This is a genomic window from Bradyrhizobium cedriense, from assembly GCF_054602315.1.
Genome location: NZ_JBTSWB010000004.1, coordinates 294,999 through 318,322 on the forward strand (window position 1 = coordinate 294,999; position 23,324 = coordinate 318,322).

A 23,324-nucleotide genomic window follows, 5' to 3' on the forward strand; every position below is an offset into this window, starting at 1 on the left:
CGCGAGGCGGGAAGATCCCGCTTGGAGACATTCAGACAAAGAGCTACCGTTCCCATATTGCTATGGGTTTTGAATCGACATCGCTTGTTGAAGCGTCGCCTACGTGCACACCGCCGCCGATCTGCACGCTCGCCCCGTTTCCTAAACCGCGCTGGTCTGAAGATCGTGGGCGCCGCTGACGACTTAAGGAATACACTAAGCGGAAAGACTCGCAACGAAATTGATTCACAGTCGATCGATCAAAAAACTTGACCAGCGTTAACGCCGCGCGCGACTTGTTCACAGGCTCGGTTGCAAGTTTTTGGATTCGTGCACAGAATCGAGAGTGCCGCGCCTCATGTGACAATTTTCATTCGCGGCCGAATTTTTTTAACAAAAGCGTCACGCACCTGACGCGCGAGCGAATTTTCCAAATGCTTGTCGCTGCTATGTTGATAAGTGATTATTGAGTCACCGCTTTTCGGGACTCTTTTTGCAGGGTAACTCCACCGCCACACGCGTTCCGGTGAATTACGGTGTGCAGAACTCTCGTCGGCGCGGATTTAGTTCGAGCCCGAAGCGCGGGGTTTTTGCAACGCGGTGAAGTTTCCACTGTTGCAGAACATCGTCAGGTACAATTACGGAACGAAGAATAGCGCGCGCGATGCCAATCGTCCGAGCGAAGATCGACCTTCGCGCGACTGCTTGCGTCGATATGGCAGCCAACAAAAAAGCCCGGCGCATTGCCGGGCCGTTTGACGCGCTGATCGGATCGACCGATCAGATGATGCTGCGAGATTACTTCGCGAGCTTGGCGATCTGCGCGGTGAGGCGCGAGACTTTGCGGCTGGCGTTGTTCTTGTGAATGATATTGCGCTGGGCGGCGCGCATCAGAGCGGGCTCGGCAGTCGCGAGTGCCTTCACGGCAGCGGCGCGATCGCCGGTCTTGATGGCTTCCTCGACGGTGCGCACGGCACCGCGCATCTGGGTGCGGCGCGACTTGTTGACGGCGGTGCGGCGGGCGATCTTGCGCGTCGCTTTCTTGGCGGAAGTGGTATTGGCCATGGGTTCAATGTCCTTTGCGGTACCGGTCGCGTCTTGGTCGGGGTAGCGCCGGCTGCTTGACCGCTTAATCGACGCTCGGATTTAGGGTGTTCGGTTGCTGGGCCGTTCCCGGAGCATGAGCGACGGCCTCGCGGCTGCCTCTGAGGCTCCATAGAGTCTTCAAGCTCGGATGAGGCTTGAAGCTCGAGGGCGCCTGCAACTGCTCAAAGAACAGCGGCGGCAGGATTGCGCCCACCGCCAGTTGGCGCCCTTATAGAGAGGGTCTTTGGCACCGTCAACGCTTTAGGGAGCTGTAATTCCGCCTTTGGCGCCCGGGACTGGTGCCGTAACGCACTGAAGAGGTTGAATTTCTGCCGTCGCCCGGCTATTGGCTGGCAACGGTCCCAGAGGTCGTCCGGTCGGACGACCAGCGCAGGTGAGGCATGATCCGCGGCTTTTTCCGACTGATAGGGCTGTTGCTGCTCGCCGGCGGGTTCATCTTCATGGTCTATGACGGCGCCCGCTGGGTGGCCGACCAGACCCTCAGGTTCACCCGGTTCGGCCAGTTCTGGAACGACATCAATCAGGCCAGCCAGTCGGCATTCCGCACCTGGGTCGAGGCCAAGGCGCCCTGGCTCTGGACCTCCGTGATCCGCCTGGTGCTGGAGCAGCCGGTCTTCGCCGTGCTCGGCATTCTGGGCATCCTGCTGATGATCCTGTTCCGCCCCCGCAAGCCGCTGATCGGCTATTCGCGGGATTGAGGCTGCAGATGGCAGCCGCGTAACACCGCTGCCCCGTGCCACGTAGATGCCTATATCCCCACCTGTTCGCGAGCACGCCGCCTGAGCGTTCGGTTCCCGCTTCGCTCAAGCGGTGAATGGCTCGTCCCGGAGATCCGACCATGCTGTTCATGCGCAAGACCACCGCATTGCCGAGTGCCGCCGACGCGCTGCCTGGCCGTGCGCAGGCCATCCCGACCGCGACCACCCATTTCGGCGCCAAGCTGAAGCCGCCTTATCCCGCCGGCCTCGAGCGGGCGGTGTTCGGACTCGGCTGCTTCTGGGGTGCCGAGCGCAAATTCTGGGAGCTCGGCGACGGCGTCCACGCCACTGCCGTCGGCTACGCCGGCGGTCACACGCCGAACCCGACCTATGAGGAAGTCTGCTCGGGCCGCACCGCCCACACCGAAGTGGTGCTGGTCGTGTTCGACCCGAAGAAGATTTCCTACGAGGCGCTCTTGAAGACGTTCTGGGAGAGCCACAACCCGACGCAGGGCATGCGCCAGGGCAACGACATCGGCACGCAATATCGAAGCGCAATCTACACCTGTTCCGATGCGCAGAAGAAGGCGGCCGAGGAGTCGAAGGCGCTCTACCAGAAGGCGCTTGCCGCCAAGGGCCTCGGCGCCATCACCACCGAGATCGCCCCCGCCGGCGAGTTCTATTTCGCCGAGGATTACCATCAGCAATATCTGGCGAAGAATCCCGCCGGCTATTGCGGCTTGGGGGGAACCGGCGTGTCCTACCCGATCGGCGTCGGCCTGAGCGCGTAAGTCTGCTCCGGGCTCGCTGCGCCTCTCCCGCTTGCTTGCGGGAGAGGTTGCATTGCATCGTGAGATGCAATGCGGGGGAGGGTTCTGTCCTCTGGTGATCGTCCCGACGTGGAGACTCCCTCTCCCCAGCCCTCTCCCGCAAGCGGGGAGAGGGAGCGCACCGCGCCCGTTGCCCGCAGTGCCCCACTCAACGCTTTATTAACCATAACCGGTGCATCACTGGAGCCGTCTCGTTTCGAGGGATAGGTCCGGTGCCGGTTGCACGCGCGTTTCGATGGTCGAACTTAGCAGTGTCCTTGGCGGCGTCCGCCGCGCTTGCCCTTGGCGGATGCATGCAGACCGCTCCCGTCGCAGTGATGCAGCCGCGCGCCGATCTCGATTCCATGGCCTATGGCCAGCCCTATGGCGCGCCGCAACCGGTTGTCGTCGCCGACGGTGGCGGCGCCATTGGCGCGCTGCGCAACTCCTTCGCCCCTTCGCCCGCGCCGGTCGGTTACGCCGCGCCGATGGTGGTACGCAATGGCGCTTCCTACCACCTCGATGCCGGTGACAAGCTTCGCGTCGTGGTCTACGGCCAGGAAGGTCTCACCAACAGCTATGCGATCGACGCCGGCGGCTCCATCACCATGCCGCTGATCGGCGCGGTGCCGGCGCGCGGCCGCACCACGGCGGGCCTTGCCGGCGAAATCGCCGCACGCCTGCGCAACGGCTACATCCGTGAGCCCTCCGTGGCGGTCGAGATCGAGGCCTATCGCCCGTTCTTCATCCTCGGCGAGGTCCTCGCACCCGGCCAATATCCTTACGTGCCGAACATGACGGTCGAGAGCGCGGTCGCCATCGCCGGCGGCTTCTCGCCGCGCGCCAAGCGCGACATGGTCACGGTCACGCATACCGAGAACGGCGGCTCCATGCGCGCCGTGGTGCCGCTCGGCACCCCCCTCAGCCCCGGCGACACCGTGTTCGTCGGCGAGCGCTGGTTCTAAGCATGATCCGGAAAAGTGCGCAGCGGTTTTCCGAAAAGATCATGCTTAAACAACAATCTCAGGCGCGATGACGGTTCATCTAATCGCATCGCGCTTTAGTCTCGGCCAACTCTGTCCTCGTCATTCCGGGCCTGCGCCTGTGGGCGCATTCCGGAATGACAGCGGAGAGAGAAACGCGCTTTACTTCAAATGCGTCGCGAGGAACTCCATGCTGCGCGGCCAGGCGATGTCGGCGCTGACCTTGTCGTAGCTCGCCCGCTCGTCGCAATGGAAGCCGTGCTGGGCGCCCGGATAGACGAAGACCTCGACGTCCGGCCGCTTCGTCTTGATGGTCTCGACGTCGGTCAGCGGGATGCCGGCATCCTTCTCGCCGAAATGCAGCTGTGTCGGCACCTTCGGCGTCTCGTCCGCAAAGCGCACCACCGCGCCGCCGTAATAGCCGATTGCGGCCTTCAGCCCCGACAGCCGCGTCGCCGCGACGAAGGCGATGCTGCCGCCGAGACAGAAGCCGATGATGCCCACGGGACCGACGCTTCTGGCGGCGTCGATCGCCGCCTGGGTGTCGCGCAGCATCGCGGCCCAATCCGGATTGGCCACGAACTTGCGCGCTTCCGCAATTTCGTCGGGCGAATAACCCGACTGGAAGTCTGGTGACGTCCGGTCGAAGATCGACGGCGCGATCGCGACATAACCTTCCTTCGCCAGCCGGTCGCAGACCGAGCGGATGTGGTGATTGACGCCGAAGATCTCCTGGATCACCACCACCGCGCCCTTGGGGCTGCCCGAGGGGTCAGCGCGATAGGCGCCGAACTGGAAATTGTCGGAGGCCGTCAGCTTGATGTCCTGTCCCACGCGGGTTGTCCTTCTTAATTGGTCTTCGATCCGTATTTTCAACTCTCACCCCTCATCCTGAGGAGCGCGCCCTTCGCGCGCGTCTCGAAGGATAGAGGCCCTCGACGCCTCAGCCGGGCCTTCATCCTTCGAGACGCTTGCTTCGCAAGCTCCTCAGGATGAGGAGCAATACTCACTCCCACATCCAGTTCTCGCCGTAGTCCTCCTTCCATCCTGCCAGCCGTCCGTGACGGAATTGCAGGAACAGGCGGTGACGGTAGGGGATCAACCTGCTGCCGCCGATGTTGCGAAGCGCGAGGAAGATCTCGTTGCCGGGACGTCCGCGGACATATTGCAGCGGCTGGCCGAGGGCGCGCGCGGTCTGCTCGGTGTCCATGCCGAAGGCGAGCGGCGTGTTGTTCGACAGGGTGGCGACGAAGGGTTGGCGCGGCGGAACCACGCCGAACGGCTCGGCCTGCGCAGATATCGACAGCAACATCGTGCCCGCAGCCAGCATCGCCCGCTTCATCGCCCACGTCCTTGCTTGATCGGCCTATCCCGGCAAGTTCTTCAGGAAAGGCATGACGGCGTCAACAAAAGCCTTGGGCTGATCGATGTTGACGGCGTGTCCGGCCGCGGGGATCACGACCTTTTGTGCGCCGGGAATCTTTGCCGCCATGTAGTCGGACGCCGCGAGGAACGGCGTGTCGTCGGCGCCGACCACGATCAGCGCCGGCACCTTGATGTCGGGCAACAGTTCGATCACGCGCGCATCGCGCTGGGTCAGCATGCCGCGCGCGGCAAGTGCCAGCCCTCCGGCGTTGCGATGGGTGGCAGTCGCGCGCTCGCGCGTCGCCGATTTCAGCATGTCGAGGCCTTCGCGGTCGAGCCGGTCGGCAGTGACAAGCGCCCGCGCGTTCCAGGCTTCGCGCGCGTCGTCCTTCTTGAAGCCCGGTCCGGTGTCGATGATCAGCAGCGCGCGGGTGCGCTCCGGGTGTGCGCGATAGAACGCGAGCGACATGTAGCCCCCGAGCGAGAGACCACCGATGATGGCGCGCTCGGCGCCGGCCGCATCGAGGATCGCCGCCATGTCGCCGACAGTCAGCGCTTCGCTGTACGCGCTCGGATCATCGGGATAGTCGGACTGGCCGTGTCCGCGCATGTCCCACAAGATCAGCTTGTGATCCCTCGCGAACGCATCGACCTGCCCATGCCACATCGCCGAAGTCGAGGAATAGCCGTGGGTGAGCAGCAACGGCGGACCCTCGCCATGAACTTCGTAGTAGATCCCGACGCCATCCCGATCGATCTCAGGCATTGTCCGCCCTCTCTTTATGTTGCCGCAACTCGGTGCACCTTCTCCGCTTGCGGGAGAGGGCGGTCCGCGGCGACGTCCGCACTCTAGCGTGCCAAGTTACTTCGGAGAAACTGCCCAAACGCATTGGCACTCATGTTGGGACGCCTTCTCTGTTGCGTCCAGCCGCTGCATCAACCCCGATCTCGCAATGCACAACACTGCGCCTGCGCGATAGTTTTTCGACTGCTTCCAAATTGCAATTGCCTCTCCGCCTGAACCCGATCATTCTTGGCGTCAAGGTGGGCCGCCAGCCCGGTGGGCGTCCGCCGCACAAGTTGCCGCCGTAAGCGGCTTCATGCACCGGCAGGGGAAGACGCCTATGCCAACACTCACCATCAACGGGCGGAGTCTGTCCGTGGATGCGGCGAACGACACGCCGCTCCTCTGGGCGATCCGCGAGCAATTGCAGATGACGGGCACCAAGTTCGGCTGCGGTGCCGGGCTGTGCGGGGCCTGCACCGTGCACGTCAACGGAGAAGCCGTGCGCTCGTGCCAGACCATGGTCGGCGACGTCGCCGGCAAGAAGATCACCACCATCGAAGGCCTCTCCGCCAAGGGCGATCATCCCTTGCAGAAGGCGTGGATCGCCGAGCAGGTGCCGCAATGCGGCTACTGCCAGTCCGGCCAAATCATGCAGGCGGCCTCGCTGCTTGCGAAGAATCCCAATCCGACCAAGGACGAAGTGGTCGCGCATATGGACGGCAATCTCTGCCGCTGCATGACCTATTCGCGGATCCAGAAGGCGATCATGCGCGCCGCATCCGAGATGCGCACCGCGTCCAACGCCTCCAGCGAGCGGAGGCCCACATGAACAAGCACGTGAAGAACGTCACCTCCGAGACGACCGATCTCAGCCGCCGCTCCTTCCTGGTCGGCACTGCCGCGACCGGGCTCGTGCTCGGCTATGCGGGCGTGCCCGGCATCGATTCTGCGGCGGCCGCAGCGCCCGCCAATTTCGAGCCGAGCGTCTGGTATGCGATCTCGCCGGACGGTCTCGTCACCGTGACTTGCGGCAAGGCCGACATGGGCCAGCACATCGCCTCCACCATGGCGCAGATCGTCTGTGAGGAGCTCGGCGCGAAATGGACCGACATGCGCGTGTCGCTCGCCTCCAATGATCCGAAGTTCAACGATCCCGTGCTCGGGGCGCAGATCACCGGCGGCAGCTGGTCGACCATGATGAACTTCGAGGCGATGAGCCGCGCGGGCGCCGCCGGACGGATGGCCCTGACCGAAGGCGCTGCCGCCGCGATGGGCGTGCCGGCCAGCGAGCTCGTGGTGCGCGATTCCATGATCGTGCATCCGAAGTCGAAGAAGCAGATGTCGTTCGCCGAGGTCGTGAAGAGCGGCAAGGCGACCAAGTCCTTCACGCCGGACGAGCTGAAGGCGATCAAGCTGAAGACGCCGGATCAATACACCATGATCGGCGTCTCGGTGCCGCAGCTAGACATCCCCTCCAAGACCAACGGCACGGCCAAATACGGCATCGACGTGATGCTGCCGGGCATGGCCTATGGTGCGCTGGTCACGCCGCCGGTGCGCTTCGGCGCCACCGTGAAATCCGTCGACGACAGCGCGGCGAAGAAGGTGCCGGGCTTCATCAAGGCCGTCACCCTCGATGACAAGACAGGCACGACCTCCGGCTGGGTCGTCGCGGTCGCCAGCACCTATGCCAACGCCAAGAAAGCGGCGCAAGCGCTGAAGATCGCCTATGACGGCGGTCCGAACGCGAAGCTGTCGAGTCAATCGCTGCTCGATGAAGCCATGCGGCTTCAGAAGCTGGAGGATTCCGGCCAGTTCTTCGTCAAGGACGGCGATCCCAATGCAGCTTTCGGCTCGGCGGCCAAGGTGGTGGAGGCCGAGTACACCACCAGCATCAACATCCACGCGCCGCTGGAGCCGATGAACGCGACCGCGGAGTTCAAGGGCGACATCCTGCACATCTATTCCGGCAACCAGTTCGCGACGCGCTCCGGTGCGATCGCCGCAGGTGCGGCCGGGATCGATCCGAAGTTCGTGGTTATGCATCAGATGTGGCTCGGCGGCGGCTTCGGCCGGCGGCTCGATGCCGACATGATGATTCCGGCGGTGCAGGCGGCGAAGGCGGTCGGCAAGCCGGTGAAGGTGATCTACTCGCGCGAGAACGACATGACGATGGATTTCTCGCGTCCGCTCACCTACCAGAAGGTCAAGGCCGGCGTGGACGGCGATGGCAAGCTCATCGCGATCAGCCACGACGTGGTCTCGGCCTGGCCGACCGCGCGCTGGGGAATTCCTGATTTCCTGACGCCCTCGGTCGACAAGAAGGGGCCGCTCGATTCCTTCACGGTCAATGGAGCGGACTTCTTCTACACAGTGCCCAATCATTATGTGCGCGCGGTCAAGAACGAGCTCGCGCACAACGCCACGCCGTCCGGTCAGCTCCGCTCGGTGGCGCCGGGCTGGACCTTCTGGGCGGTCGAAAGCATGATCGACGAGATCGCGGCGGCGACCGGCAAGGATCCGGCGCAGCTCCGCATCTCGCTGCTCGACGGCGCCGGCAAGAACGACGGCGGCGCGCAGCGGCTGCGCAACACCCTGCTCGCTGCGATGGGGCTGTCCGGCTACGGCACCAGGCAGTTGCCGAAAGGCGAAGGCATGGGCGTTGCCTGCGTGTCCTCGCAGGAACGCGCGAGTGCGAGCTGGACGGCATGCGTGGCTCACGTCGCCGTTGCGCCGTCGGGCGCGGTGACCGTGAAGAAGCTCACGATCGCAACCGACGTGGGTACGCAGGTGCATCCCGACAACATCCGCGCTCAGGTCGAGGGCGCAGCGCTGTGGGGCCTGTCGCTGGCGATGTACGAGAAGGCGACGCTGAAGGACGGTGGCATCGAGCAGACCAATTTCGATGGCTATACGCCTCTGCGCATGAGCCAGACGCCCGAGGTGGCGGTCGCCGTGATCGCCAACGGCGAGAAGGCCACCGGCGTCGGCGAGCCCGCGGTGACGGTGGTGGCCCCCGCCATTGGCAACGCCATCTTCAATGCCAGCGGTGCCCGCGTCCGGGCGCTGCCGATCACGGCCGAGGCCGTGAAGGCGAGCATGAAGGCGTAAGGCTGGGCGTGATTGCTGAATGATATGATCCGCCGGAGCAATCTCCGGCGGATTACTTTTTGGGCGCTGTCACGCCCAGTCCGGTCCCGGGCATGCCGTTCCCTGAGCTTCAGGGCCAAGGCGTGGATGGCCGGGACACGACCAGCCATGACGGAAAAATTCTCCTTGTCCATCAAGGCTCTTTCTACTGTGCATGGGGTTGTTTTCACTGTTTGCCATTCTGCCCTGGAACCCGGATCCGTAAAATTTCATCCAATTCCCCAAGGTTCCATTGAGCACGCCTCTTAAGGCCCGGAGAACCTGATCGGCTTAGGCTGACCCCAAATCCAGTCCCGTGCTTTGGGGAAGTCATGAACGCCTCAGCCAAACCTGCCGCCAAACGTCGGCTTCTGCTCGCCTCAGACCGGAGCGACGCAAGCAGCGAGCTCGCCAGCATTTTGAAAGCGGTCGGCGACGTGTCGACGGTGACGACGGAGGCTATCCCCGCCCAGCCGGCGCGTGACCTTTCCGGCCTCGTGGTCGACATCAACCTCCGCTCGCCCGAGAGCGTGCAGCGGGTTCGCAACAAGCTGCGCGGCGATGCCTATCGTTCGATGCCGCGGCTGTTCGTGCTTGCAGACGCCCTGCATCACGGCACCATGCAGGCCTGGGCGCTAGGGGCCACCGACACCATCTCACGGCCGCTCCAGCCCGAGGCCATCCTTCAGCGCATCCGCGCCGCCTTCCCGGACACTGCCGCCTATGACGCGACCGACCGCGGCAAGACGCTCAACCGCGGCGTCGAGGCGGCGCACGCGGTGCTGGCCAAGATGTTCGAGAAGCTGCCGCTCGGCGTGGCCCTGACCTTCGACGACGTCATTGCGGCCGAGAGCAAGATCCTGAAGGCGATCAAGCATTCGTCGCTGCGTGAATGGCTCACCACCGTCGGCTGCCATCATGTCGGCAGCTATCGGCACTGCCTGTTCGTCACCGGCTTTGCCGTCGCCTTCGCGCAGCATCTCGGCATGCGCGAGGACGACCAGCGCCGCCTGACCCGCGCCGCGCTGCTGCACGACGTCGGCAAAGCCTTCGTTCCGGCCGCGCTGCTCGACAAGCCGGGCAAGCTCACCGACGAGGAGATGGCCGAAGTTCGCGAGCATCCTCGCCGCGGCTACGACGCGCTCGCCGAGCAGGGCAGCTTCCCGCCGGAGATGCTCGACGTCGTCCTGCATCATCACGAATTCCTCGACGGCTCCGGCTATCCGAACGGCCTGTCGTCGAACCAGATCAGCGACATCGTGCGGCTGACGACGATCGTCGACATCTACGCCGCCCTGGTGGAGAAGCGCGCCTATCGCATGCCCTTCACCCACTCGCGTGCGTTTACGATGATGGAAGGCATGGGCGGCAAACTTGATCAGCAGTTGCTGCAGGCGTTCAGGCCGGTGGCGCTGGGATCGTTCTGACACTAGCCGTCATTCCGGGGCGCGCGACGCGCGAACCCGGAATCTCGAGATTCCGGGTTCAACGCTGCGCGTTGCCCCGGAATGACATTCCTTCAGTCCACCATTTTCCGTAGCTCCGCCTTCGCAACCTTCTCCAGTGTCGAGCGCGGCATGTCGTCGACGAGCCTGACCTCGCGCGGCACCTTGAAGTCGGCGAGGCCGGCGCGGCAGGCGGCCATCACACGATCCTGCAGATCGGGCGCAGCGCCGGCGACGCCGCCCTGCGGGATGATGAAGACGACCGGCACTTCGTCCAGCATGGGATGCGTCTTCGCCACCACCGCGGCCTCGTGCACGCCGGGCACGAGGGCGACCACCTGCTCGATCTCGGAGGCCGCGACGTTCTCGCCGCCGACCTTCAGCATGTCCTTGGCGCGGTCGCCGAACTTGATGTAGCCGTTCGGTAGCCGCTCGACGCGGTCGCCGGTGAGAAAGAAGCCGTGCTCGTCGAAGCTCTCACGCGTCGCCTTCTCGTTGTGCAGATATTCGGCGAACAGCGACAGGCCGGGGATGCCCTTGATCGCGAGGTTGCCGGTGCCGCCGACCTCGGTCGGCCGTCCGTCATCGTCGGTGATGCGGATCTGGTATTCCGGCGCGGCGCGGCCGATCGACATCGGGATGTTGGGCTGATCGACCTCGCCGACGATGCCGTGGGTGATGGTCTCGGTCATGCCCCACCATCCGATCATCTTGATGCCGAAGGCGGCGAAGGCCGGCGGCTCGTTGATGGCGGAGCCCCACAGGCGGAACTTGTGGTCCTTCGGGATCTCCTGCTCGAGCAGGGCCTTCATGCAGAACGGGATGGTCGAAGTCCAGGTCGCGCGGTGTTCGCGCGCGACGCTCCAGAACCGGCTGGCGGAGAAGCGCGGCTGGATCACGCAGGAGCCGCCGACCCATAGCGTCGCCAGCATCGAATAGGCCAGCGCATTGGTGTGGAACAGCGGCAGATAGGTCTGGTGCACGTCGCTCGCATGCAGATCCTCATGCGCGGCGTTGATCTTGGCACCCCACAGCGCGTTGGCGTGGGTCCACAGCACCGCCTTCGGCCGCGACGTCGTGCCGGAGGTGTACTGCACGCTGCATGGGGCGAGCGGATCGGCGGCGCGCCTGGGACGATCGGCGCTGTCGGCGAACAGGGACTCGAAACTGTCGCCGCGCGAGACCGCCTGCGCCGGCGCCGTGCCGGCGTCATGCGAGGTCACCGCCAGCCAGCGGATGTTGCGGCAGTTCTGCGCGACGACCTCCGCATAGGCCGGCTGGGTGATCGCGGCGACAGCGCCGCAATGATTGGCGAAATATTCGATCTCGGCCGGCGCCGAACGGGTGTTGGTGGTCACCGCGATCGCGCCGAGTTCGACGCAGGCGAACCAGGCCAGCATCGCCTCGATGCAATTGTCCAGATGAATGAGCACGTATTCGCCGGGCTTGACGCCTCGCCGAGCCAGCCCTGCCGCGAGCGCACCGACGCGCTCGTGAAACTCGCCGTAGCTCCAGTGCCGCGCCGGCGCGTCGAACGGCACCCAGATCAGGAACGGATGTGAGCTGCGCACTTCGGCGCGCATCCTCAGGAGCCAGGGCACGTCGAGCCCGTCGAAGGGGCCCACGATTCCGGCGGCGGTGTGTTGAATGGGCATGGATCCTCCCGTGCAGCCTGCATCTTGATGGCGGCTGCCTTTTGTTTATTGCGTCTTCCTGCCACCGGACGGCGCGCGGCGCAAATCTGGGGGCGTATGTCGTCCGCGTTCCCTCGGCCGTCATTGCGAGCGAAGCGAAGCAATCCAGACTGTCTCCGCTGAGCCAGTCTGGATTGCTTCGTCGCAAGCGCTCCTCGCAATGACGGTGTTTGGGGCGGGCGGTGCGGTCCTATCGGCCTCAATCCTCGTAAGACGATATCTCGATCAGGCTCCCGTCGGGATCCCTGCAATAGACCGAGCGCAGCGTGCCGCGGGCGCCCTGCCGCGGGCCCGGGCCTTCCTCGATCGCGACGCCATGTGCCCGCAAATGCGCCACCACCTCGTCCGGTGTGGCCGAGGTGAGAAAGCACAGATCGTCGCTGCCGGCGGTTGGATGGTCGGCAGTGAACCACTCCACCTTGTCGGCGTCGCGTTGGCGGACGTTGATCTTCTGGTTACCAAACACGAGCGAGGTCCGCGGCGCTTTGCCGCCGCCGGGATCGAGCACCTTGACTTCCATGCCCAGGATCTTGCGGTACCAGTCCGCAGTCGCCGCGACGTCGGCGACGTTGATCACGAGATGATCCAGGGCGTGAACCTTGACCGGCATGTCTCATCCTTTCGTCATGATGCGCCCCGCGCACTTTCAGCCTGCGGCAAGCTTTGTTACAACCGCGCCGACGTGCCTTTCAAGCTATCGCTTTCAATAACAACACTGGGAGAACCCTCGAGATGATCACTCGCCGTACCGCGCTGGGCCTGCTCGCCGCCAGTCCGCTTGCAGCCACCCCGCTGTCGAAGGCCCTTGCCGCCGATTATCCGGCGCGTCCGGTGAAATGGGTGGTCGGCTATCCGCCGGGCGGGGCCACCGACATCCTGGCGCGGCTGCTCGGTCAGCGGCTCTCGGAAAAGCTCGGCCAGCAATTCGTGATCGAGAACAAGCCGGGCGCCGGGAACAACATCGCGACCGAATCGGTCATCAATGCCGAGCCCGACGGCTACACGCTGCAGCTGGTCAATCCGGCCAACTACATCAACGCCTCGCTCTACAAGAATCTCAAGTTCAACTTCGTGCAGGACATCGCGCCGGTCGCCTCGTTCCAGCGCGTTCCGAACGTGATGACCGTCAACAAGGACGTGCCGGCCAAGAATGTCGCCGAGTTCATCGAATATGTGAAGTCCAATCCCGGCAAGGTGAACATGGCCTCGTCCGGCAACGGCACCTCGGTGCATCTGTCCGGCGAGATGTTCATGGCCATGACCGGCTGCAAGATGCAGCACGTGCCTTATCGCGGCGCCGCGCCCGCGATCACCGACATGCTCGGCGGTCAGGTGCAGGTGATCTTCGACAACATGCCTTCGATCATACAGCACATCCGCTCCGGCGCGCTTCGCGCTATCGGCGTCACCACCACGGAACGCTCGCCGCAGCTGCCTGACGTGCAGCCGATCGCCGACACCGTGAAGGGGTATGAGGCGAGCGCGCTGTTCGGCATGGGAGCGCCGAAGAACACGCCGAAGGAGATCATCGCCAAGCTCAACGCCGAGGTCAACGCGGTCATGAAGGAGCCCGACATGGCCAAGCGTCTGGTCGAGCTCGGCGGCGAGCCGCGGGTGCAGACGCCCGAGGCGTTCGGCGAGGAGATCAAGGCCGAGACCGAGAAGTGGAAGAAGGTCGTCGAGTTTGCCGGCCTGAAGGTCGAGTAGCGATCTTGTGATGCCTGGGAATGGAGCCCTGCCGTCCGGCAGGGCTTTTTTTGCGCGCCCGGTGTCGTTGATCTGGAATAAAGAGGTACGACGAAACCCGGTGATATGTGGGGCCGTATCTCTCACGACGAAGAGGAGTTGGAATCATGCGCATGCTGCAATGGGCGCTACCGGCGCTGGCCACCATGGTTCTCGTCGGTTTCGCCACCAGCACTCCCGCCACGGCGCGCGACTATCCCTGGTGCGCGCAGGGCGGCGAGTACGACTATCCCGGCGAATGCGCCTACAGCACCTATGAGCAATGCCAGGCCAGCGTCTCCGGCCGGCTGCTCTTCTGCGACCGCAATCCTCGTTTCGCCTACGGCGATGTGCAGCCGCAACCGCGGCCGCATCGGCGCGCAAGGCCTGTGCCCTATTGAGAGCTGATCGATGTCGTGCCGCGGATGCGGCCGGCGCTACCGCTTCGCGTCCGCCTGCTCGGTCGCATTGCACGAGATCAGCATCGTATACGGCCGGGCGTTGGCGGCGATGTCGGTGGTCTTGAGCTCGCCCTTTGGTTCGGCGGTCTGATATGGCACCACGGAATTGTCGAGGAAGTCGCGCAGCACGCCGGTCTTGATGGCGAAGTTGATGTTCTCGGGAATGTTGCCGGTCGCCACGGCGATACGGAGCGCGTCGACCTTTCCGGTGACGACACCCACGACCTGCCCGGTGGCGTCGAACAGCGGGCCTCCACTATTGCCCGGCTGCACGGGCGCGCTGATCTGCAGGAAGCGGGTGTCGTTGCGCATGCCGCTGAGCGAGCTCACGATTCCCGTCGTCACGGTGAAGTCCGAGGTCAGCATTCCATGGTAGGGAAAGCCGATCGCGACGACGGAATCACCGGAGCGGATCGAGCGGTCGCGGATTCGGGCAAAGTCCTTGAACGTGGTCGTCGAAGGCGCCTGCAACAAGGCGAGATCGTTGTTGGCATCGCTGGACACGACACGCAACGTGATCGCGGCTTCGCCCGTGAGATTGCCCTTGATGTCGGCGCAACCACTGATCACGTGGTTGTTGGTGACGATGTGCCCGCTCGCGCTCACCACGAAGCCAGTGCCGCTTTTTGCTCTGGCCGTCCTGCTGCCGGCTGCCGACGGGGCTTGCTTGTCGGGGGTGGCCTGCGGCCTGGTGGCGATCTTCGAGAAATCTCCGACCTTGTCCAGCCCGTCCGCCTTGACCCGGGTCACACAATTGCTGACCGCTGCGATAAGAGGGGCGGTCGAGGTCAGGCTGAACTGGAACGGCGTGCCTCTCGCCACCGCCACCATCAGGCTCGCCTTCTGGAAAGCGCGCGCGACGTTTGTCGGCAGAACGGCTGAGACCATCACCTCGGAGAAGGCGGTCGCAAACAGCCTCACCTCGGCCTGACCGTCGAAGGTCAGGTCGATCGTCAGGCTCTCGCCCTTCTTGAAGCGAAACGCTGGATTGGCAAAACCGAGCAACCACGCGTTGTTCGTATCCTGGCCCACAAGCAAGGTCATGCCATTGGCGTAGGGCGTGCTTGCAGCGCAGTGCGAGAACGCGCCGGTCGCGTCATTGGTGTAAGCGCCACCGTTCCAGTTGCCGACATGGATGGTGCCGAAAGGCCCCGCCGCATGGACGAGCCCGGCGAGCATCGTCTGGAAAACAAACGCAACGACAAATGACTTGAGCCACATACCCAGCCCCCCGGGGACGCTTTTGGATCATCTTATCCGCGGGGCCATGTGCCGCGCAACCGCCAGTTGTCCGCCGGGATTGATGCAGTTGCCTACATCGGGCTTGCCTTTACTTTGCGTCGCCATATACTTTGCAATACAAAGCAACGGGTCGCAATCCCGGGAAACACGACTGAAGCGAGGTTTTGGGTTGCCGATGCGTGATCTCGACAAGGCGCTGGCCGATATCGTGGCGATCCGCAGCCAGATTGCGGCCGGCACGGCGTTTCGCGGCTACGGCCCGGCGACGATGGCGGCGACAGGCGCGATCGCGCTGCTCACTGCGGTCCTGCAGGTCTGGCTGCTCGACGATCCCACCGGCGAGCCGCTCGGCTTTTTCATCGGCTGGTTCATTGCCGCCGCGCTCTCGGGCCTGATGATCGGGATCGAGATGCGCGCACGCTCGCGCCGTCATCATTCCGGCCTAGCCGATGCGATGATCCATCAGGCGGTCGAGCAGTTCCTGCCCGCCGGCGTTGCCGGCGTGCTGCTGGCAGTGGTGATGTGGAAGTTCGCTGCCGAGACGCTGTGGTTGCTGCCCGGCCTTTGGCAGATCCTGGTGTCGCTCGGGATCTTCGCCTCGGTCCGGTCGCTGCCGCGCACCGTCGCGCTCGCCGGCGCATGGTATTTCGTGTCCGGCTTCATCGTGGTGGCGCTGGCAAGCCGGACCCACACGCTGTCGCCATGGACCATGGGCCTGCCTTTCGTGATCGGGCAATTGGTGATGGCGGGCATTCTGCATTTCGCATCGGGAGACAATGATGTCGAAGACTGACAGCGCGCCCTTCTCCTATGAAGGGCTCGACCGCGTGATCCACGAGAAGGCCCGACTCGGGGTGCTGACCTCGCTGATGGCGCATCCCAAGGGGCTGGCATTCGGTGATCTCAAGCAGCTCTGCGGCCTCACCGACGGCAATCTCAGTCGACACCTGGCCGTGCTCCAGGAGGCCGGCCTCGTCGAGGTGACCAAGGGTTACGAGGGCAACCGCCCGCACACGACGTGCCGCCTGACCAAGGCCGGCCGCCGCCGCTTCCTCGATTATCTCGCCGTGCTCGAGCGGCTGGTCCGCGATGCGGCGAAAGCCGCCGGGCGCGAGGCGCCGTCGCTCGGCCGTCTCGGTATCGTTTCGACCTGATCCTCCCCTTTTGACCGGAGACTTTGCAATGCAAAGTGAAATCGCCGCCCGCAACGAGAAGCTTCATGTCGGCATCATCATGGACGGCAACGGCAGATGGGCGACGCGGCGCGGTCTGTCGCGCATGCGCGGCCACGAAGCCGGCGTCGAGACCATCCGCCGTATCGTCGAGGCCGCGCCCAAGCAGGGCATCGGCACGCTCACGCTCTATGCTTTTTCCGCCGACAATTGGCGGCGGCCGAAGGCCGAGGTTGCCGCACTAATGACGTTGCTGCGCTTCTATCTCGCCAACGAAGTGCAGAGCTTGGTCAAGAACGGCGTGCGCCTGACCGTCATCGGCCGCCGCGACCGTCTGCCCGAAGGCATGGCCACGGCGATCACCCGCGCCGAAGAGGCCACCGCCGATGGCGGCACGCTGCATTTGCGCATCGCGGTCGATTACTCCGCGCGCGACGCCATCCTCAATGCCGCGGCGAAGGCGGCCGCGCTGACCAGCCTGACCCGCGAGGCCTTCTCGCAGCTCGTTACCGGCGAGGCCGGCCTTCGCGACGTCGACCTGATCATCCGCACGTCCGGCGAGAAGCGGCTGTCGGACTTCCTGCTCTGGGAAGGCGCCTATGCCGAGCTTCACTTCACCGAGCGGATGTGGCCCGAATTCGACGCGGGCGACCTTGCCGTGGCTCTGGCGTCCTTCCACGGCCGCGAGCGCCGGTTCGGCGGTCTTCAGGCGATCATGCCCGACGAGGTGCCCTCACTCTCACGGGTGTGACGCCCAGCACGAAGAAATGAGCGTTCTCAGCCATGTACCGGCCTCGGCGATGAGAAGTCTCCATTTCGCAAAGCGGCTGTCATGTTCGCCACACGCGCATTGATTTGCGCCTGGCACGGATCCTGCTCTAGTCTCCCACGATGCGGTGTCCGCAGCGATGGGAGCTTTCCGCGATGCGCGCAGTCCTGGACTATTGCACCGGTGGAACGGAGCGGCAGGTCGCCGCCGGCACGCTGATTGTCAACGAGGGTGGCACCACCGGCCATCTCTACGTGCTGATGCAAGGCAAGCTCGAGGTGCTCAAGGGCGAGATGGTGGTCGCCACCGTCACCGAGCCCGGCGCAGTGCTCGGCGAGATGTCCGTGCTGCTGGGCCAGCCGCACACCGCAACCGTGCGGGCCTGCTCCGACGCGGTCGTCTACGAGTTCGAGGATGCCGCCTCGTTCCTGCAGAAGGAGCCGGGCGTGGCGCTGCTGATCGCGAAGATGCTGGCGCAGCGGCTCAACGTCGCCAACACCTATCTCGCCGATCTCAAGCGGCAATATGCCGGCCACGGCACGCACCTGGCGATGGTCGGCGAGGTCTTGCAGAGCATGATCAACCTTCCGCCGCTTGAGGTCTCGCCAGGATCGGATCGGCAATCCGATCCAAGAATGTGAGCCAGTCGGGCGGTGCCTCGATGGGCGCGGCCGGGCGCCTCAGGGGTGCATTCAGGTCGATCCACTGCGCCTCGCCGGCCGCAAGCCAGAACGCCTTGTCCGCATTGAGGTCCAGCACGATGTAAGCCGGCGGCCTGCCCGGTTGCAGGCCGGTGTTGAAGACCCAGGTCTGCCCCAGCCGGTCGAACCACGATCCGCCGGTGATGAACGGCGACTGGTGCACATGGCCGGAGATCACCATCGACGGCTGGTGCTGCGTGATCCATTGCACCAGCTCGACGTCGCCGAAGAAGCGCTTGCCGCCCCAGCTCGTCGGTGAATCCGCCGGCGGCGCGTGATGTGCCCAGATCCAGCGTCGCGGTCGGCCGGCCGCGGCGTCAGCGAGCTGCGCGACGATGCGCTGCCTGACCAGCGGCCCGTCCCACCACGGGCATACCACGAACATCGTATCGCCGATGGTCAGACTGTCGCCGTCGCAGGTGATCCCAAGCTCGCGCACCTCCGAAATCCAGCGCGAGATCTTCTCGCCTTCCGTGTTGCGCTCGTCGAGATCGTGATTGCCGGAGCAGAGGATCACGCGTGTCTTCGACGCAAGCAGCGCGAGGTACTTCTTCACCACCACGATCTGGGCGCGAAAATCCACGATCGAGCCGATGTCGAGCGCATCGCCGGCGAAGATCACGAGGTCGAATTGCGGCGCCGCGCTGACCAGCCAGTCGAGCTGAGGCAGCGAATAGTGCAGGTCGGCCACGACCAGGCAACGCATCGAAAATCCGTTGGCAGGAGCTGAGAATGTCTGGGAATTCCGGACGTTATGAAGCAAGAAACGGACCAGCACGGGTCGCCTCGCGTCATCGCGAGGCTGGACCGGATGGATGAATTCTGATGTTTTGACGCGCCCCGATGCGGATGTCCATATGACCCCCTTCAAGACCATTCGCGCCCGCGCCGAGAAACGCAAGGGCGGTCCCAAGGCGCTGGAAAAGCTGTTGCCTGCAAAGCCGGACCTCAAGCGGCTGGCGAAGCTCGCCGATGACCGTATCCTCGCCGAGATGACGAAACGGGTGTTCTGCGCCGGCTTTGCCTGGAGCGTGATCGATTCGAAATGGGACGGCTTTGAAGATGCCTTCCTGCATTTCCAGCCGGCCGAGCTCACCTTCCAGCCCGAAGATTATTGGGACGGCCTGCTGCGCGACGCGCGCATCGTGCGCAACGGCGCCAAGATCATGTCGGTGCGCGACAATGCCGCTTTCGTCCAGGAGATTGCGAAGGAGCACGGCAGCTTCGGCCGATTTCTGGCGAATTGGCCCTCGTCCGACGAGATCGGCCTGCTCGATCTCCTGAACAAGCGCGGCAGCCGTCTCGGCGGCAACACCGGTCAGATGCTGCTGCGCTTCGTCGGCTGGGACGGTTTCGTGACGTCCAAGGATGTGGTGGCTTGCCTGCACGGTGCAGGCCTCGACATTGCCGAAGAGGTCAAGTCGAAGGGCGATCTCGCCAAGGTGCAGGCGCAGTTCAATGCCTGGGCCGGGGAAACCGGCCTGCCCTACACCTATCTGTCACGCATCTGCGCGCTGTCGGTCGGTGAGAGCCGCGGCGAGTAGCAATTCGCCACAAACGTCAGGAGAAGCAATGGCCAAAGCATACTGGGTTGCAACCTACCGAGCGATCAAGAATCCCGATGCCATGGCGGCCTACGCCAAACTGTCGCGCCCGGCCATCGAAGCGGCCGGCGGCCGTGTGCTCGCACGCGGGATGCCGGCTGCGGCCTTCGAACTCGGTCAGATGGAGCGCGTCGTTCTCATCGAGTTCGACAGCGTGGAGCACGCCAAGGCGGCGTATGCGAGCCCGGCCTATCAGGCCGCTCACGATCTGCTTGGCGACAGCGCCGACCGCGACATCCGGATCGTCGAAGCCGCCGATTAGAGCATGATCCGGACAAGCGTGCAGCGGTCTTCCGAAAAGCTCCTGCTCAAACAATCACCTAAAGCGCGATGACGATTCACCCAATCTCATCGCGCTTTAGCGCCGCCAACGGGCGGATCGTGTGCATACTGTGGCGATCTCGTGCCGCGAGCGCGGCGGACGCCGCGCGCGATCACGAAATACATTTTGCAGGAACATTTGTCCGCAGCGTCTGTTCGGGACCTTGAGCCAGGCGGACAAGGGCGCAGGGAACGCACGCTCCCGCCCGGGGTCAATGAAACCGGACACAGAAACGGAGCAGCTCATGAAGCTCACATCCGAACAGGTGAAGCAGACCGTCAACCAGCTCGGCGCTCAGGTGCTGCCCGACGAGCACCCCGCGATGCCGCAGCTCAACAGCATGTTTGGCGATCACACCTTTTTCGTCGACGAAATGGGCCTCAAGGTCGTCGAGCCGACGCCATCACCTGGCGCCGATCGCCAGAGCGGCGAGGTCGTCAGCCTCGCCGATTGGGGCGATTCCGACCTGACTCGGTTGATGGCGCACGAGCCCGAACCGACCGGCGTGATCGTGGTGTTCGAGCACGCGAGACATTGAGCGGCGATCGCGGATCGCCTTCACCGGTGGCGGGGTGTTAAAATCCCGCCACCGTCAGTCGTCTAGAGCCAACGCGCTGCCGCGCTCTCTGGCGTGATCCAAGGTCGCTCGCGGCGATCATGCTTGGAGCGGGATCTCGATGGCAATGCGGGTCCCTGGGCCTCTCGTGCCCTCGAGTCGCAGGCGCCCGTTCAGCGACGAGGCCACCAGATTGAACGCGATGTGCAGCCCGAGGCCGGTATGACCACTCTCCCGGCTGGTCGTCACGAACGGATCGAAGATATGCGCCTGCAAGTCCTCGGGAATCCCGACGCCCTCATCGGCGCAGACCAGGCGGACGGATTTCGGGTCGGGTTGGCTGACCGTGATGACAAACTTGCCGCCTCTCTTGTCAGGGTACGCGTGCCCCGCGCTATTGAGTGCGAGATTGCTGATCACCTGAGCCAGCGCTCCGGGGTAGCTGTTGAGCTTGATTCCCGCCGGGCATTGGACGTCGACCGTCAGGGCATGATGCGACAGCAATGGCCTGAGCCTGGACATCAATTCCGACAGCCACTCCTGGAGTTCGAACGTCCGCCGGTCCTCATCGGCCTGATGGACGGCGACCTGCCTGAAGCTGTGCACCATCTCAGATGCGCGATGCAAATTGTCAGAGGTCAGATTGAGTCCCTGCTTGAGCCTGTCGATCCCCTTGGTCAGATCGGACCGCCGGACCGATGCTCCGCCCAATGCTTCAGCCATCGCTTGCAGATCGGTCTGCATGGTGGTCGAGGTCGTCAAGGCGAGACCGAGCGGAGTGCTGACCTCGTGCGCGACACCGGCCACCAATTGCCCCAGTGAGGCGAGCTTTTCCGCCTGCACGAGCTGCTCCTGAGTCGCGCGCAGATCGCGCAGCGATCTCTCCGAGCGTTCCTTTTCCCGCTGTAGCGCCTCGGACGTCCGAAATTGCCTTCGCGCCCGGTACTCGCGCGCGGCCACGGCATAGAGCGACAAGGCGTAGGCGTTGCCGACGAGAGAATGATTGATGAATCTCAGTCCCGTCGGCAGCGTCGGCGCGAGCGCCTCGGCGACCAGCAGCGCCACCCACGACAGCAGGCAGAAGATCGCGAGCGAACCGATCCGCAACGGCAGCATGGTCGAGACGAACAGGATGATCATCATCATGCCGGGCGCGGCGAAGGTGAAGCCCGACGGCAGCACGAGATAAATGCTGGGCAGGATGCACCCGGGGATGACGCAATAGACGAGGAAGATCGTCTCCGCCCATGGCTTCATCCAGCGACGTGACAGCAGTGCGGTCAGCGGAAGCAGGATGAAGACGGCCGTGCCGCCGCGGATTGCCAGCGTGGTAGGGACAACTTCCGGGTAGAGCACCCAATCCCACAGCGTGTAGCCGGCATAGGTGGCGGCGCCGAGCAGCATCGCGATCTGCGTCCAGCCGAGACTGCCCCGGACGTACTGGTCGACAAACCGCCGCTCCTCGATGCGATCTTCAAAGCGCAGTCCGAGGCGTATCAATAAGGCAAGCATTCCAACATCAATCGCGAAAAGGCGTGTGTGGTGTCTCTACGACAGGATTTGGGCCGCGTCGCGGTCAAAGATGCCGCGTCGGTTGAGGCTCTGTCCAGTCGTTCAGGTGCCCAGCGTCAAATGCGGCTCCGCGCCGTCAGAACGGGGGACAGCGGCCATCCCAGGCAGCCTCACCGGGTCGGCTATTGGGCCGTGCCGTGGTGACGTCTGGGCACGAAAAGCCGACATCGTCGTTGGCCGAAACGTCAAACAGAACTAGGCAAGCTCCTTCGCCTTGCTCGGGCGACCAGAATGGGGCTCATCCTTGTCGTATGGGATCACGCTGATATCACCGCTGCTTTCGAGGCAGGCGAGCTTCACCATCTCGAGATCTTCTACACCCTGTGTCCTGAGCAACGATTTCAACTCGTCTTCCGTCACCAGTTCTTTGCGCATATTGCCGCGCAGCATTCGACCCCTCTCGACCAGTTTAACCTTGGGAGAGGTTGTCAAGATCTCCAACGCAGGCACTCGATAGGCGAGCCATTGTAGGCCGTAGCTCCAAAACATCACGGTGATGATCAGGATTGCCGCTTCGGTGACCGATTCGTTGCGCCCTAGCGCGTCCGTCGTCGCCTCGACGATGAGGACCACGACGAGTAGGTCCGGGATGCCAACTGCACCGGTCTGTCTGTTGAGGAAAAAGCGAAGGATGAAAAAGAGCAGGAAATAGATCAGCGTTCCCCGCAACACGACTTCGGCGATGGGATTCTGCGGAATGAGAATGGAGGACCAGTCGATCATTGTGGGATCTCGGCATGTTGTCGGCTGAACTGCCGGAGCAGGCTTGTAACGGCCGGAGGAAGCGCTGGGTTCCCTTGCGATGAGGCCCCCGCCGAAGACCCGGCGTTAAAGCAACATGCCGAGCAAGGGTCCGGCCGCAGGATCGCACCCCGGCAACAGAAATGATGGGAGCGATGTCCAACCAACACCGATGGCGGATAGAAGTATCAGGAGTAGCGACGCAGAACGAAGCCAGGCACCACTCTGTTCCGCAGTGCCGAAGCTGGTCCTGCCCCCTTTCGCGGTGATTGCCGCGGTCGCTGCAAGACCAATGATCGCGATGATCGTGAACCCAACGACGATCCATCCCATGCTCAACCGAACAGGCAGAATGCCCGTGCAGATCACTGCTTCGGCGGAGTAGATGGACGTGAGATGGACGAACCAGATCATCGGCGCGGCGGTGATCCGGAGAAGATCAGTAAGTGGTCGAACGGTCATC

The 23,324-nt window shown here is 63.9% G+C and carries 26 protein-coding genes; 15 read left to right on the forward strand and 11 right to left on the reverse strand.

The features are described 5' to 3' along the window. Positions 1 to 777: 777 nt before the first annotated feature. Entirely contained in the window at positions 778 to 1,044 is a 267-nt protein-coding gene (rpsT, locus tag ACYCVF_RS18090; protein ID WP_035704405.1) for a 30S ribosomal protein S20, read from the reverse strand. Positions 1,045 to 1,466: 422 nt separating this feature from the next. Between rpsT and ACYCVF_RS18095 the strand changes: the two genes are divergently transcribed. From ACYCVF_RS18095 to ACYCVF_RS18105, 3 genes are all read left to right on the forward strand, one after another. After that, on the forward strand, positions 1,467 to 1,784 hold the full coding sequence (locus tag ACYCVF_RS18095) for a hypothetical protein (RefSeq protein ID WP_459598518.1): 318 nt from the start codon (positions 1,467 to 1,469) through the stop codon (positions 1,782 to 1,784). Positions 1,785 to 1,924: 140 nt separating this feature from the next. Then, positions 1,925 to 2,575: a peptide-methionine (S)-S-oxide reductase MsrA gene (msrA, locus tag ACYCVF_RS18100; protein WP_459598520.1), complete on the forward strand. Its 651-nt coding sequence runs from the start codon at positions 1,925 to 1,927 to the stop codon at positions 2,573 to 2,575. A 251-nt stretch (positions 2,576 to 2,826) separates the two neighbouring features. Next, the gene (locus ACYCVF_RS18105; protein WP_459598522.1) at positions 2,827 to 3,558 is read left to right on the forward strand and encodes a polysaccharide biosynthesis/export family protein; all 732 of its coding nucleotides are present in this window, start codon (positions 2,827 to 2,829) and stop codon (positions 3,556 to 3,558) included. A gap of 180 nt (positions 3,559 to 3,738) precedes the next feature. Here the strand turns inward: ACYCVF_RS18105 and ACYCVF_RS18110 are convergent, their stop codons facing one another. The 3 genes from ACYCVF_RS18110 to ACYCVF_RS18120 form a co-directional block, all read right to left on the reverse strand. After that, a complete protein-coding gene (locus ACYCVF_RS18110) occupies positions 3,739 to 4,410 on the reverse strand; it encodes a dienelactone hydrolase family protein (protein WP_459598524.1) in 672 nt (223 codons plus the stop codon). Between the two features lie 172 nt (positions 4,411 to 4,582). After that, positions 4,583 to 4,918 carry a hypothetical protein gene (locus ACYCVF_RS18115; RefSeq protein ID WP_459598526.1) on the reverse strand — a complete coding sequence of 112 codons (336 nt, stop codon included), beginning with the start codon at positions 4,916 to 4,918 and terminating at the stop codon, positions 4,583 to 4,585. 24 nt (positions 4,919 to 4,942) lie between these two features. Then, positions 4,943 to 5,707 carry an alpha/beta fold hydrolase gene (locus ACYCVF_RS18120; RefSeq protein WP_459598528.1) on the reverse strand — a complete coding sequence of 255 codons (765 nt, stop codon included), beginning with the start codon at positions 5,705 to 5,707 and terminating at the stop codon, positions 4,943 to 4,945. A 358-nt stretch (positions 5,708 to 6,065) separates the two neighbouring features. Here ACYCVF_RS18120 and ACYCVF_RS18125 point away from each other — a divergent pair, with 358 nt between their 5' ends. The 3 genes from ACYCVF_RS18125 (at position 6,066) to ACYCVF_RS18135 (ending at position 10,284) form a co-directional block, all read left to right on the forward strand. Further along, entirely contained in the window at positions 6,066 to 6,557 is a 492-nt protein-coding gene (locus ACYCVF_RS18125; RefSeq protein ID WP_459598530.1) for a (2Fe-2S)-binding protein, read from the forward strand. Continuing rightward, entirely contained in the window at positions 6,554 to 8,839 is a 2,286-nt protein-coding gene (locus ACYCVF_RS18130; RefSeq protein ID WP_459598532.1) for a xanthine dehydrogenase family protein molybdopterin-binding subunit, read from the forward strand. Before ACYCVF_RS18125 ends, ACYCVF_RS18130 begins: the two co-directional genes overlap by 4 nt. A 350-nt stretch (positions 8,840 to 9,189) precedes the next feature. Beyond that, complete coding sequence (locus tag ACYCVF_RS18135; protein ID WP_459598534.1) at positions 9,190 to 10,284, forward strand: HD domain-containing protein; 1,095 nt, start codon at positions 9,190 to 9,192, stop codon at positions 10,282 to 10,284. Between the two features lie 92 nt (positions 10,285 to 10,376). Here the strand turns inward: ACYCVF_RS18135 and ACYCVF_RS18140 are convergent, their stop codons facing one another. Together ACYCVF_RS18140 and ACYCVF_RS18145 are read right to left on the reverse strand one after the other, a co-directional pair. Next, the gene (locus ACYCVF_RS18140) at positions 10,377 to 11,957 is read right to left on the reverse strand and encodes an AMP-binding protein (RefSeq protein WP_459598536.1); all 1,581 of its coding nucleotides are present in this window, start codon (positions 11,955 to 11,957) and stop codon (positions 10,377 to 10,379) included. A gap of 238 nt (positions 11,958 to 12,195) precedes the next feature. Continuing rightward, a complete protein-coding gene (locus ACYCVF_RS18145; protein ID WP_459598538.1) occupies positions 12,196 to 12,606 on the reverse strand; it encodes a VOC family protein in 411 nt (136 codons plus the stop codon). Between the two features lie 122 nt (positions 12,607 to 12,728). Here ACYCVF_RS18145 and ACYCVF_RS18150 point away from each other — a divergent pair, with 122 nt between their 5' ends. Further along, a complete protein-coding gene (locus tag ACYCVF_RS18150) occupies positions 12,729 to 13,703 on the forward strand; it encodes a Bug family tripartite tricarboxylate transporter substrate binding protein (RefSeq protein WP_459598540.1) in 975 nt (324 codons plus the stop codon). Between the two features lie 146 nt (positions 13,704 to 13,849). Next, positions 13,850 to 14,122, forward strand: a complete 273-nt coding sequence (locus tag ACYCVF_RS18155) for a DUF3551 domain-containing protein (RefSeq protein WP_459598542.1) — start codon at positions 13,850 to 13,852, stop codon at positions 14,120 to 14,122. Positions 14,123 to 14,158: 36 nt separating this feature from the next. Here ACYCVF_RS18155 and ACYCVF_RS18160 read toward each other — a convergent pair whose 3' ends face one another. Then, entirely contained in the window at positions 14,159 to 15,403 is a 1,245-nt protein-coding gene (locus ACYCVF_RS18160; protein WP_459598544.1) for a S1C family serine protease, read from the reverse strand. Positions 15,404 to 15,599: 196 nt separating this feature from the next. Between ACYCVF_RS18160 and ACYCVF_RS18165 the strand changes: the two genes are divergently transcribed. The 4 genes from ACYCVF_RS18165 to ACYCVF_RS18180 all read left to right on the forward strand — a co-directional run bounded on the left by ACYCVF_RS18165 (position 15,600) and on the right by ACYCVF_RS18180 (position 18,006). After that, positions 15,600 to 16,217 (forward strand): hypothetical protein, encoded by a 618-nt coding sequence (locus ACYCVF_RS18165; RefSeq protein ID WP_459598546.1) that lies wholly within the window; start codon positions 15,600 to 15,602, stop codon positions 16,215 to 16,217. Continuing rightward, a complete protein-coding gene (locus tag ACYCVF_RS18170; RefSeq protein WP_459598548.1) occupies positions 16,204 to 16,578 on the forward strand; it encodes a transcriptional regulator in 375 nt (124 codons plus the stop codon). Before ACYCVF_RS18165 ends, ACYCVF_RS18170 begins: the two co-directional genes overlap by 14 nt. 28 nt (positions 16,579 to 16,606) lie before the next feature. Continuing rightward, positions 16,607 to 17,347 (forward strand): di-trans,poly-cis-decaprenylcistransferase, encoded by a 741-nt coding sequence (locus ACYCVF_RS18175; protein WP_459598550.1) that lies wholly within the window; start codon positions 16,607 to 16,609, stop codon positions 17,345 to 17,347. Positions 17,348 to 17,520: 173 nt separating this feature from the next. Beyond that, the gene (locus ACYCVF_RS18180; protein WP_459598552.1) at positions 17,521 to 18,006 is read left to right on the forward strand and encodes a Crp/Fnr family transcriptional regulator; all 486 of its coding nucleotides are present in this window, start codon (positions 17,521 to 17,523) and stop codon (positions 18,004 to 18,006) included. On the opposite strand, the gene ACYCVF_RS18185 is transcribed toward ACYCVF_RS18180, so the two are convergent. Further along, positions 17,945 to 18,772, reverse strand: coding sequence for a metallophosphoesterase family protein (locus ACYCVF_RS18185; protein WP_459598554.1), 828 nt, complete (start codon positions 18,770 to 18,772; stop codon positions 17,945 to 17,947). The genes ACYCVF_RS18180 and ACYCVF_RS18185 overlap by 62 nt on opposite strands. 151 nt (positions 18,773 to 18,923) lie before the next feature. Between ACYCVF_RS18185 and ACYCVF_RS18190 the strand changes: the two genes are divergently transcribed. From ACYCVF_RS18190 to ACYCVF_RS18200, 3 genes are all read left to right on the forward strand, one after another. After that, complete coding sequence (locus ACYCVF_RS18190; protein WP_459598556.1) at positions 18,924 to 19,610, forward strand: DNA-3-methyladenine glycosylase I; 687 nt, start codon at positions 18,924 to 18,926, stop codon at positions 19,608 to 19,610. 28 nt (positions 19,611 to 19,638) lie between these two features. Next, positions 19,639 to 19,932 (forward strand): DUF1330 domain-containing protein, encoded by a 294-nt coding sequence (locus ACYCVF_RS18195; protein ID WP_459598558.1) that lies wholly within the window; start codon positions 19,639 to 19,641, stop codon positions 19,930 to 19,932. A 304-nt stretch (positions 19,933 to 20,236) separates the two neighbouring features. Then, entirely contained in the window at positions 20,237 to 20,530 is a 294-nt protein-coding gene (locus ACYCVF_RS18200; RefSeq protein WP_459598560.1) for a hypothetical protein, read from the forward strand. 117 nt (positions 20,531 to 20,647) lie between these two features. Here ACYCVF_RS18200 and ACYCVF_RS18205 read toward each other — a convergent pair whose 3' ends face one another. From ACYCVF_RS18205 to ACYCVF_RS18215, 3 genes are all read right to left on the reverse strand, one after another. After that, the gene (locus ACYCVF_RS18205; protein ID WP_459598562.1) at positions 20,648 to 22,060 is read right to left on the reverse strand and encodes a sensor histidine kinase; all 1,413 of its coding nucleotides are present in this window, start codon (positions 22,058 to 22,060) and stop codon (positions 20,648 to 20,650) included. A 255-nt stretch (positions 22,061 to 22,315) separates the two neighbouring features. Further along, positions 22,316 to 22,843 (reverse strand): DUF421 domain-containing protein, encoded by a 528-nt coding sequence (locus ACYCVF_RS18210; protein ID WP_459598564.1) that lies wholly within the window; start codon positions 22,841 to 22,843, stop codon positions 22,316 to 22,318. A 105-nt stretch (positions 22,844 to 22,948) separates the two neighbouring features. Beyond that, positions 22,949 to 23,323 carry a hypothetical protein gene (locus ACYCVF_RS18215; RefSeq protein WP_459598566.1) on the reverse strand — a complete coding sequence of 125 codons (375 nt, stop codon included), beginning with the start codon at positions 23,321 to 23,323 and terminating at the stop codon, positions 22,949 to 22,951. Position 23,324 lies beyond the last annotated feature (1 nt).

Excerpts from the sequence above, each read along its gene's own strand:
- ACYCVF_RS18210 (WP_459598564.1), bottom strand. The coding sequence starts at position 22,843 with ATGATCGACTGGTCCTCCATTCTCATTCCGCAGAATCCCATCGCCGAA.
- ACYCVF_RS18120 (WP_459598528.1), bottom strand. The coding sequence starts at position 5,707 with ATGCCTGAGATCGATCGGGATGGCGTCGGGATCTACTACGAAGTTCAT.
- ACYCVF_RS18160 (WP_459598544.1), bottom strand. The coding sequence starts at position 15,403 with ATGTGGCTCAAGTCATTTGTCGTTGCGTTTGTTTTCCAGACGATGCTC.
- ACYCVF_RS18195 (WP_459598558.1), top strand. The coding sequence starts at position 19,639 with ATGGCCAAAGCATACTGGGTTGCAACCTACCGAGCGATCAAGAATCCC.
- ACYCVF_RS18175 (WP_459598550.1), top strand. The coding sequence starts at position 16,607 with ATGCAAAGTGAAATCGCCGCCCGCAACGAGAAGCTTCATGTCGGCATC.
- msrA (WP_459598520.1), top strand. The coding sequence starts at position 1,925 with ATGCTGTTCATGCGCAAGACCACCGCATTGCCGAGTGCCGCCGACGCG.
- ACYCVF_RS18205 (WP_459598562.1), bottom strand. The coding sequence starts at position 22,060 with ATGCTTGCCTTATTGATACGCCTCGGACTGCGCTTTGAAGATCGCATC.
- ACYCVF_RS18130 (WP_459598532.1), top strand. The coding sequence starts at position 6,554 with ATGAACAAGCACGTGAAGAACGTCACCTCCGAGACGACCGATCTCAGC.
- ACYCVF_RS18165 (WP_459598546.1), top strand. The coding sequence starts at position 15,600 with ATGCGTGATCTCGACAAGGCGCTGGCCGATATCGTGGCGATCCGCAGC.
- ACYCVF_RS18135 (WP_459598534.1), top strand. The coding sequence starts at position 9,190 with ATGAACGCCTCAGCCAAACCTGCCGCCAAACGTCGGCTTCTGCTCGCC.
- ACYCVF_RS18215 (WP_459598566.1), bottom strand. The coding sequence starts at position 23,323 with ATGACCGTTCGACCACTTACTGATCTTCTCCGGATCACCGCCGCGCCG.
- ACYCVF_RS18125 (WP_459598530.1), top strand. The coding sequence starts at position 6,066 with ATGCCAACACTCACCATCAACGGGCGGAGTCTGTCCGTGGATGCGGCG.
- ACYCVF_RS18185 (WP_459598554.1), bottom strand. The coding sequence starts at position 18,772 with ATGCGTTGCCTGGTCGTGGCCGACCTGCACTATTCGCTGCCTCAGCTC.
- ACYCVF_RS18200 (WP_459598560.1), top strand. The coding sequence starts at position 20,237 with ATGAAGCTCACATCCGAACAGGTGAAGCAGACCGTCAACCAGCTCGGC.
- ACYCVF_RS18145 (WP_459598538.1), bottom strand. The coding sequence starts at position 12,606 with ATGCCGGTCAAGGTTCACGCCCTGGATCATCTCGTGATCAACGTCGCC.
- ACYCVF_RS18170 (WP_459598548.1), top strand. The coding sequence starts at position 16,204 with ATGTCGAAGACTGACAGCGCGCCCTTCTCCTATGAAGGGCTCGACCGC.
- rpsT (WP_035704405.1), bottom strand. The coding sequence starts at position 1,044 with ATGGCCAATACCACTTCCGCCAAGAAAGCGACGCGCAAGATCGCCCGC.
- ACYCVF_RS18115 (WP_459598526.1), bottom strand. The coding sequence starts at position 4,918 with ATGAAGCGGGCGATGCTGGCTGCGGGCACGATGTTGCTGTCGATATCT.
- ACYCVF_RS18155 (WP_459598542.1), top strand. The coding sequence starts at position 13,850 with ATGCGCATGCTGCAATGGGCGCTACCGGCGCTGGCCACCATGGTTCTC.
- ACYCVF_RS18095 (WP_459598518.1), top strand. The coding sequence starts at position 1,467 with ATGATCCGCGGCTTTTTCCGACTGATAGGGCTGTTGCTGCTCGCCGGC.
- ACYCVF_RS18150 (WP_459598540.1), top strand. The coding sequence starts at position 12,729 with ATGATCACTCGCCGTACCGCGCTGGGCCTGCTCGCCGCCAGTCCGCTT.
- ACYCVF_RS18190 (WP_459598556.1), top strand. The coding sequence starts at position 18,924 with ATGACCCCCTTCAAGACCATTCGCGCCCGCGCCGAGAAACGCAAGGGC.
- ACYCVF_RS18140 (WP_459598536.1), bottom strand. The coding sequence starts at position 11,957 with ATGCCCATTCAACACACCGCCGCCGGAATCGTGGGCCCCTTCGACGGG.
- ACYCVF_RS18180 (WP_459598552.1), top strand. The coding sequence starts at position 17,521 with ATGCGCGCAGTCCTGGACTATTGCACCGGTGGAACGGAGCGGCAGGTC.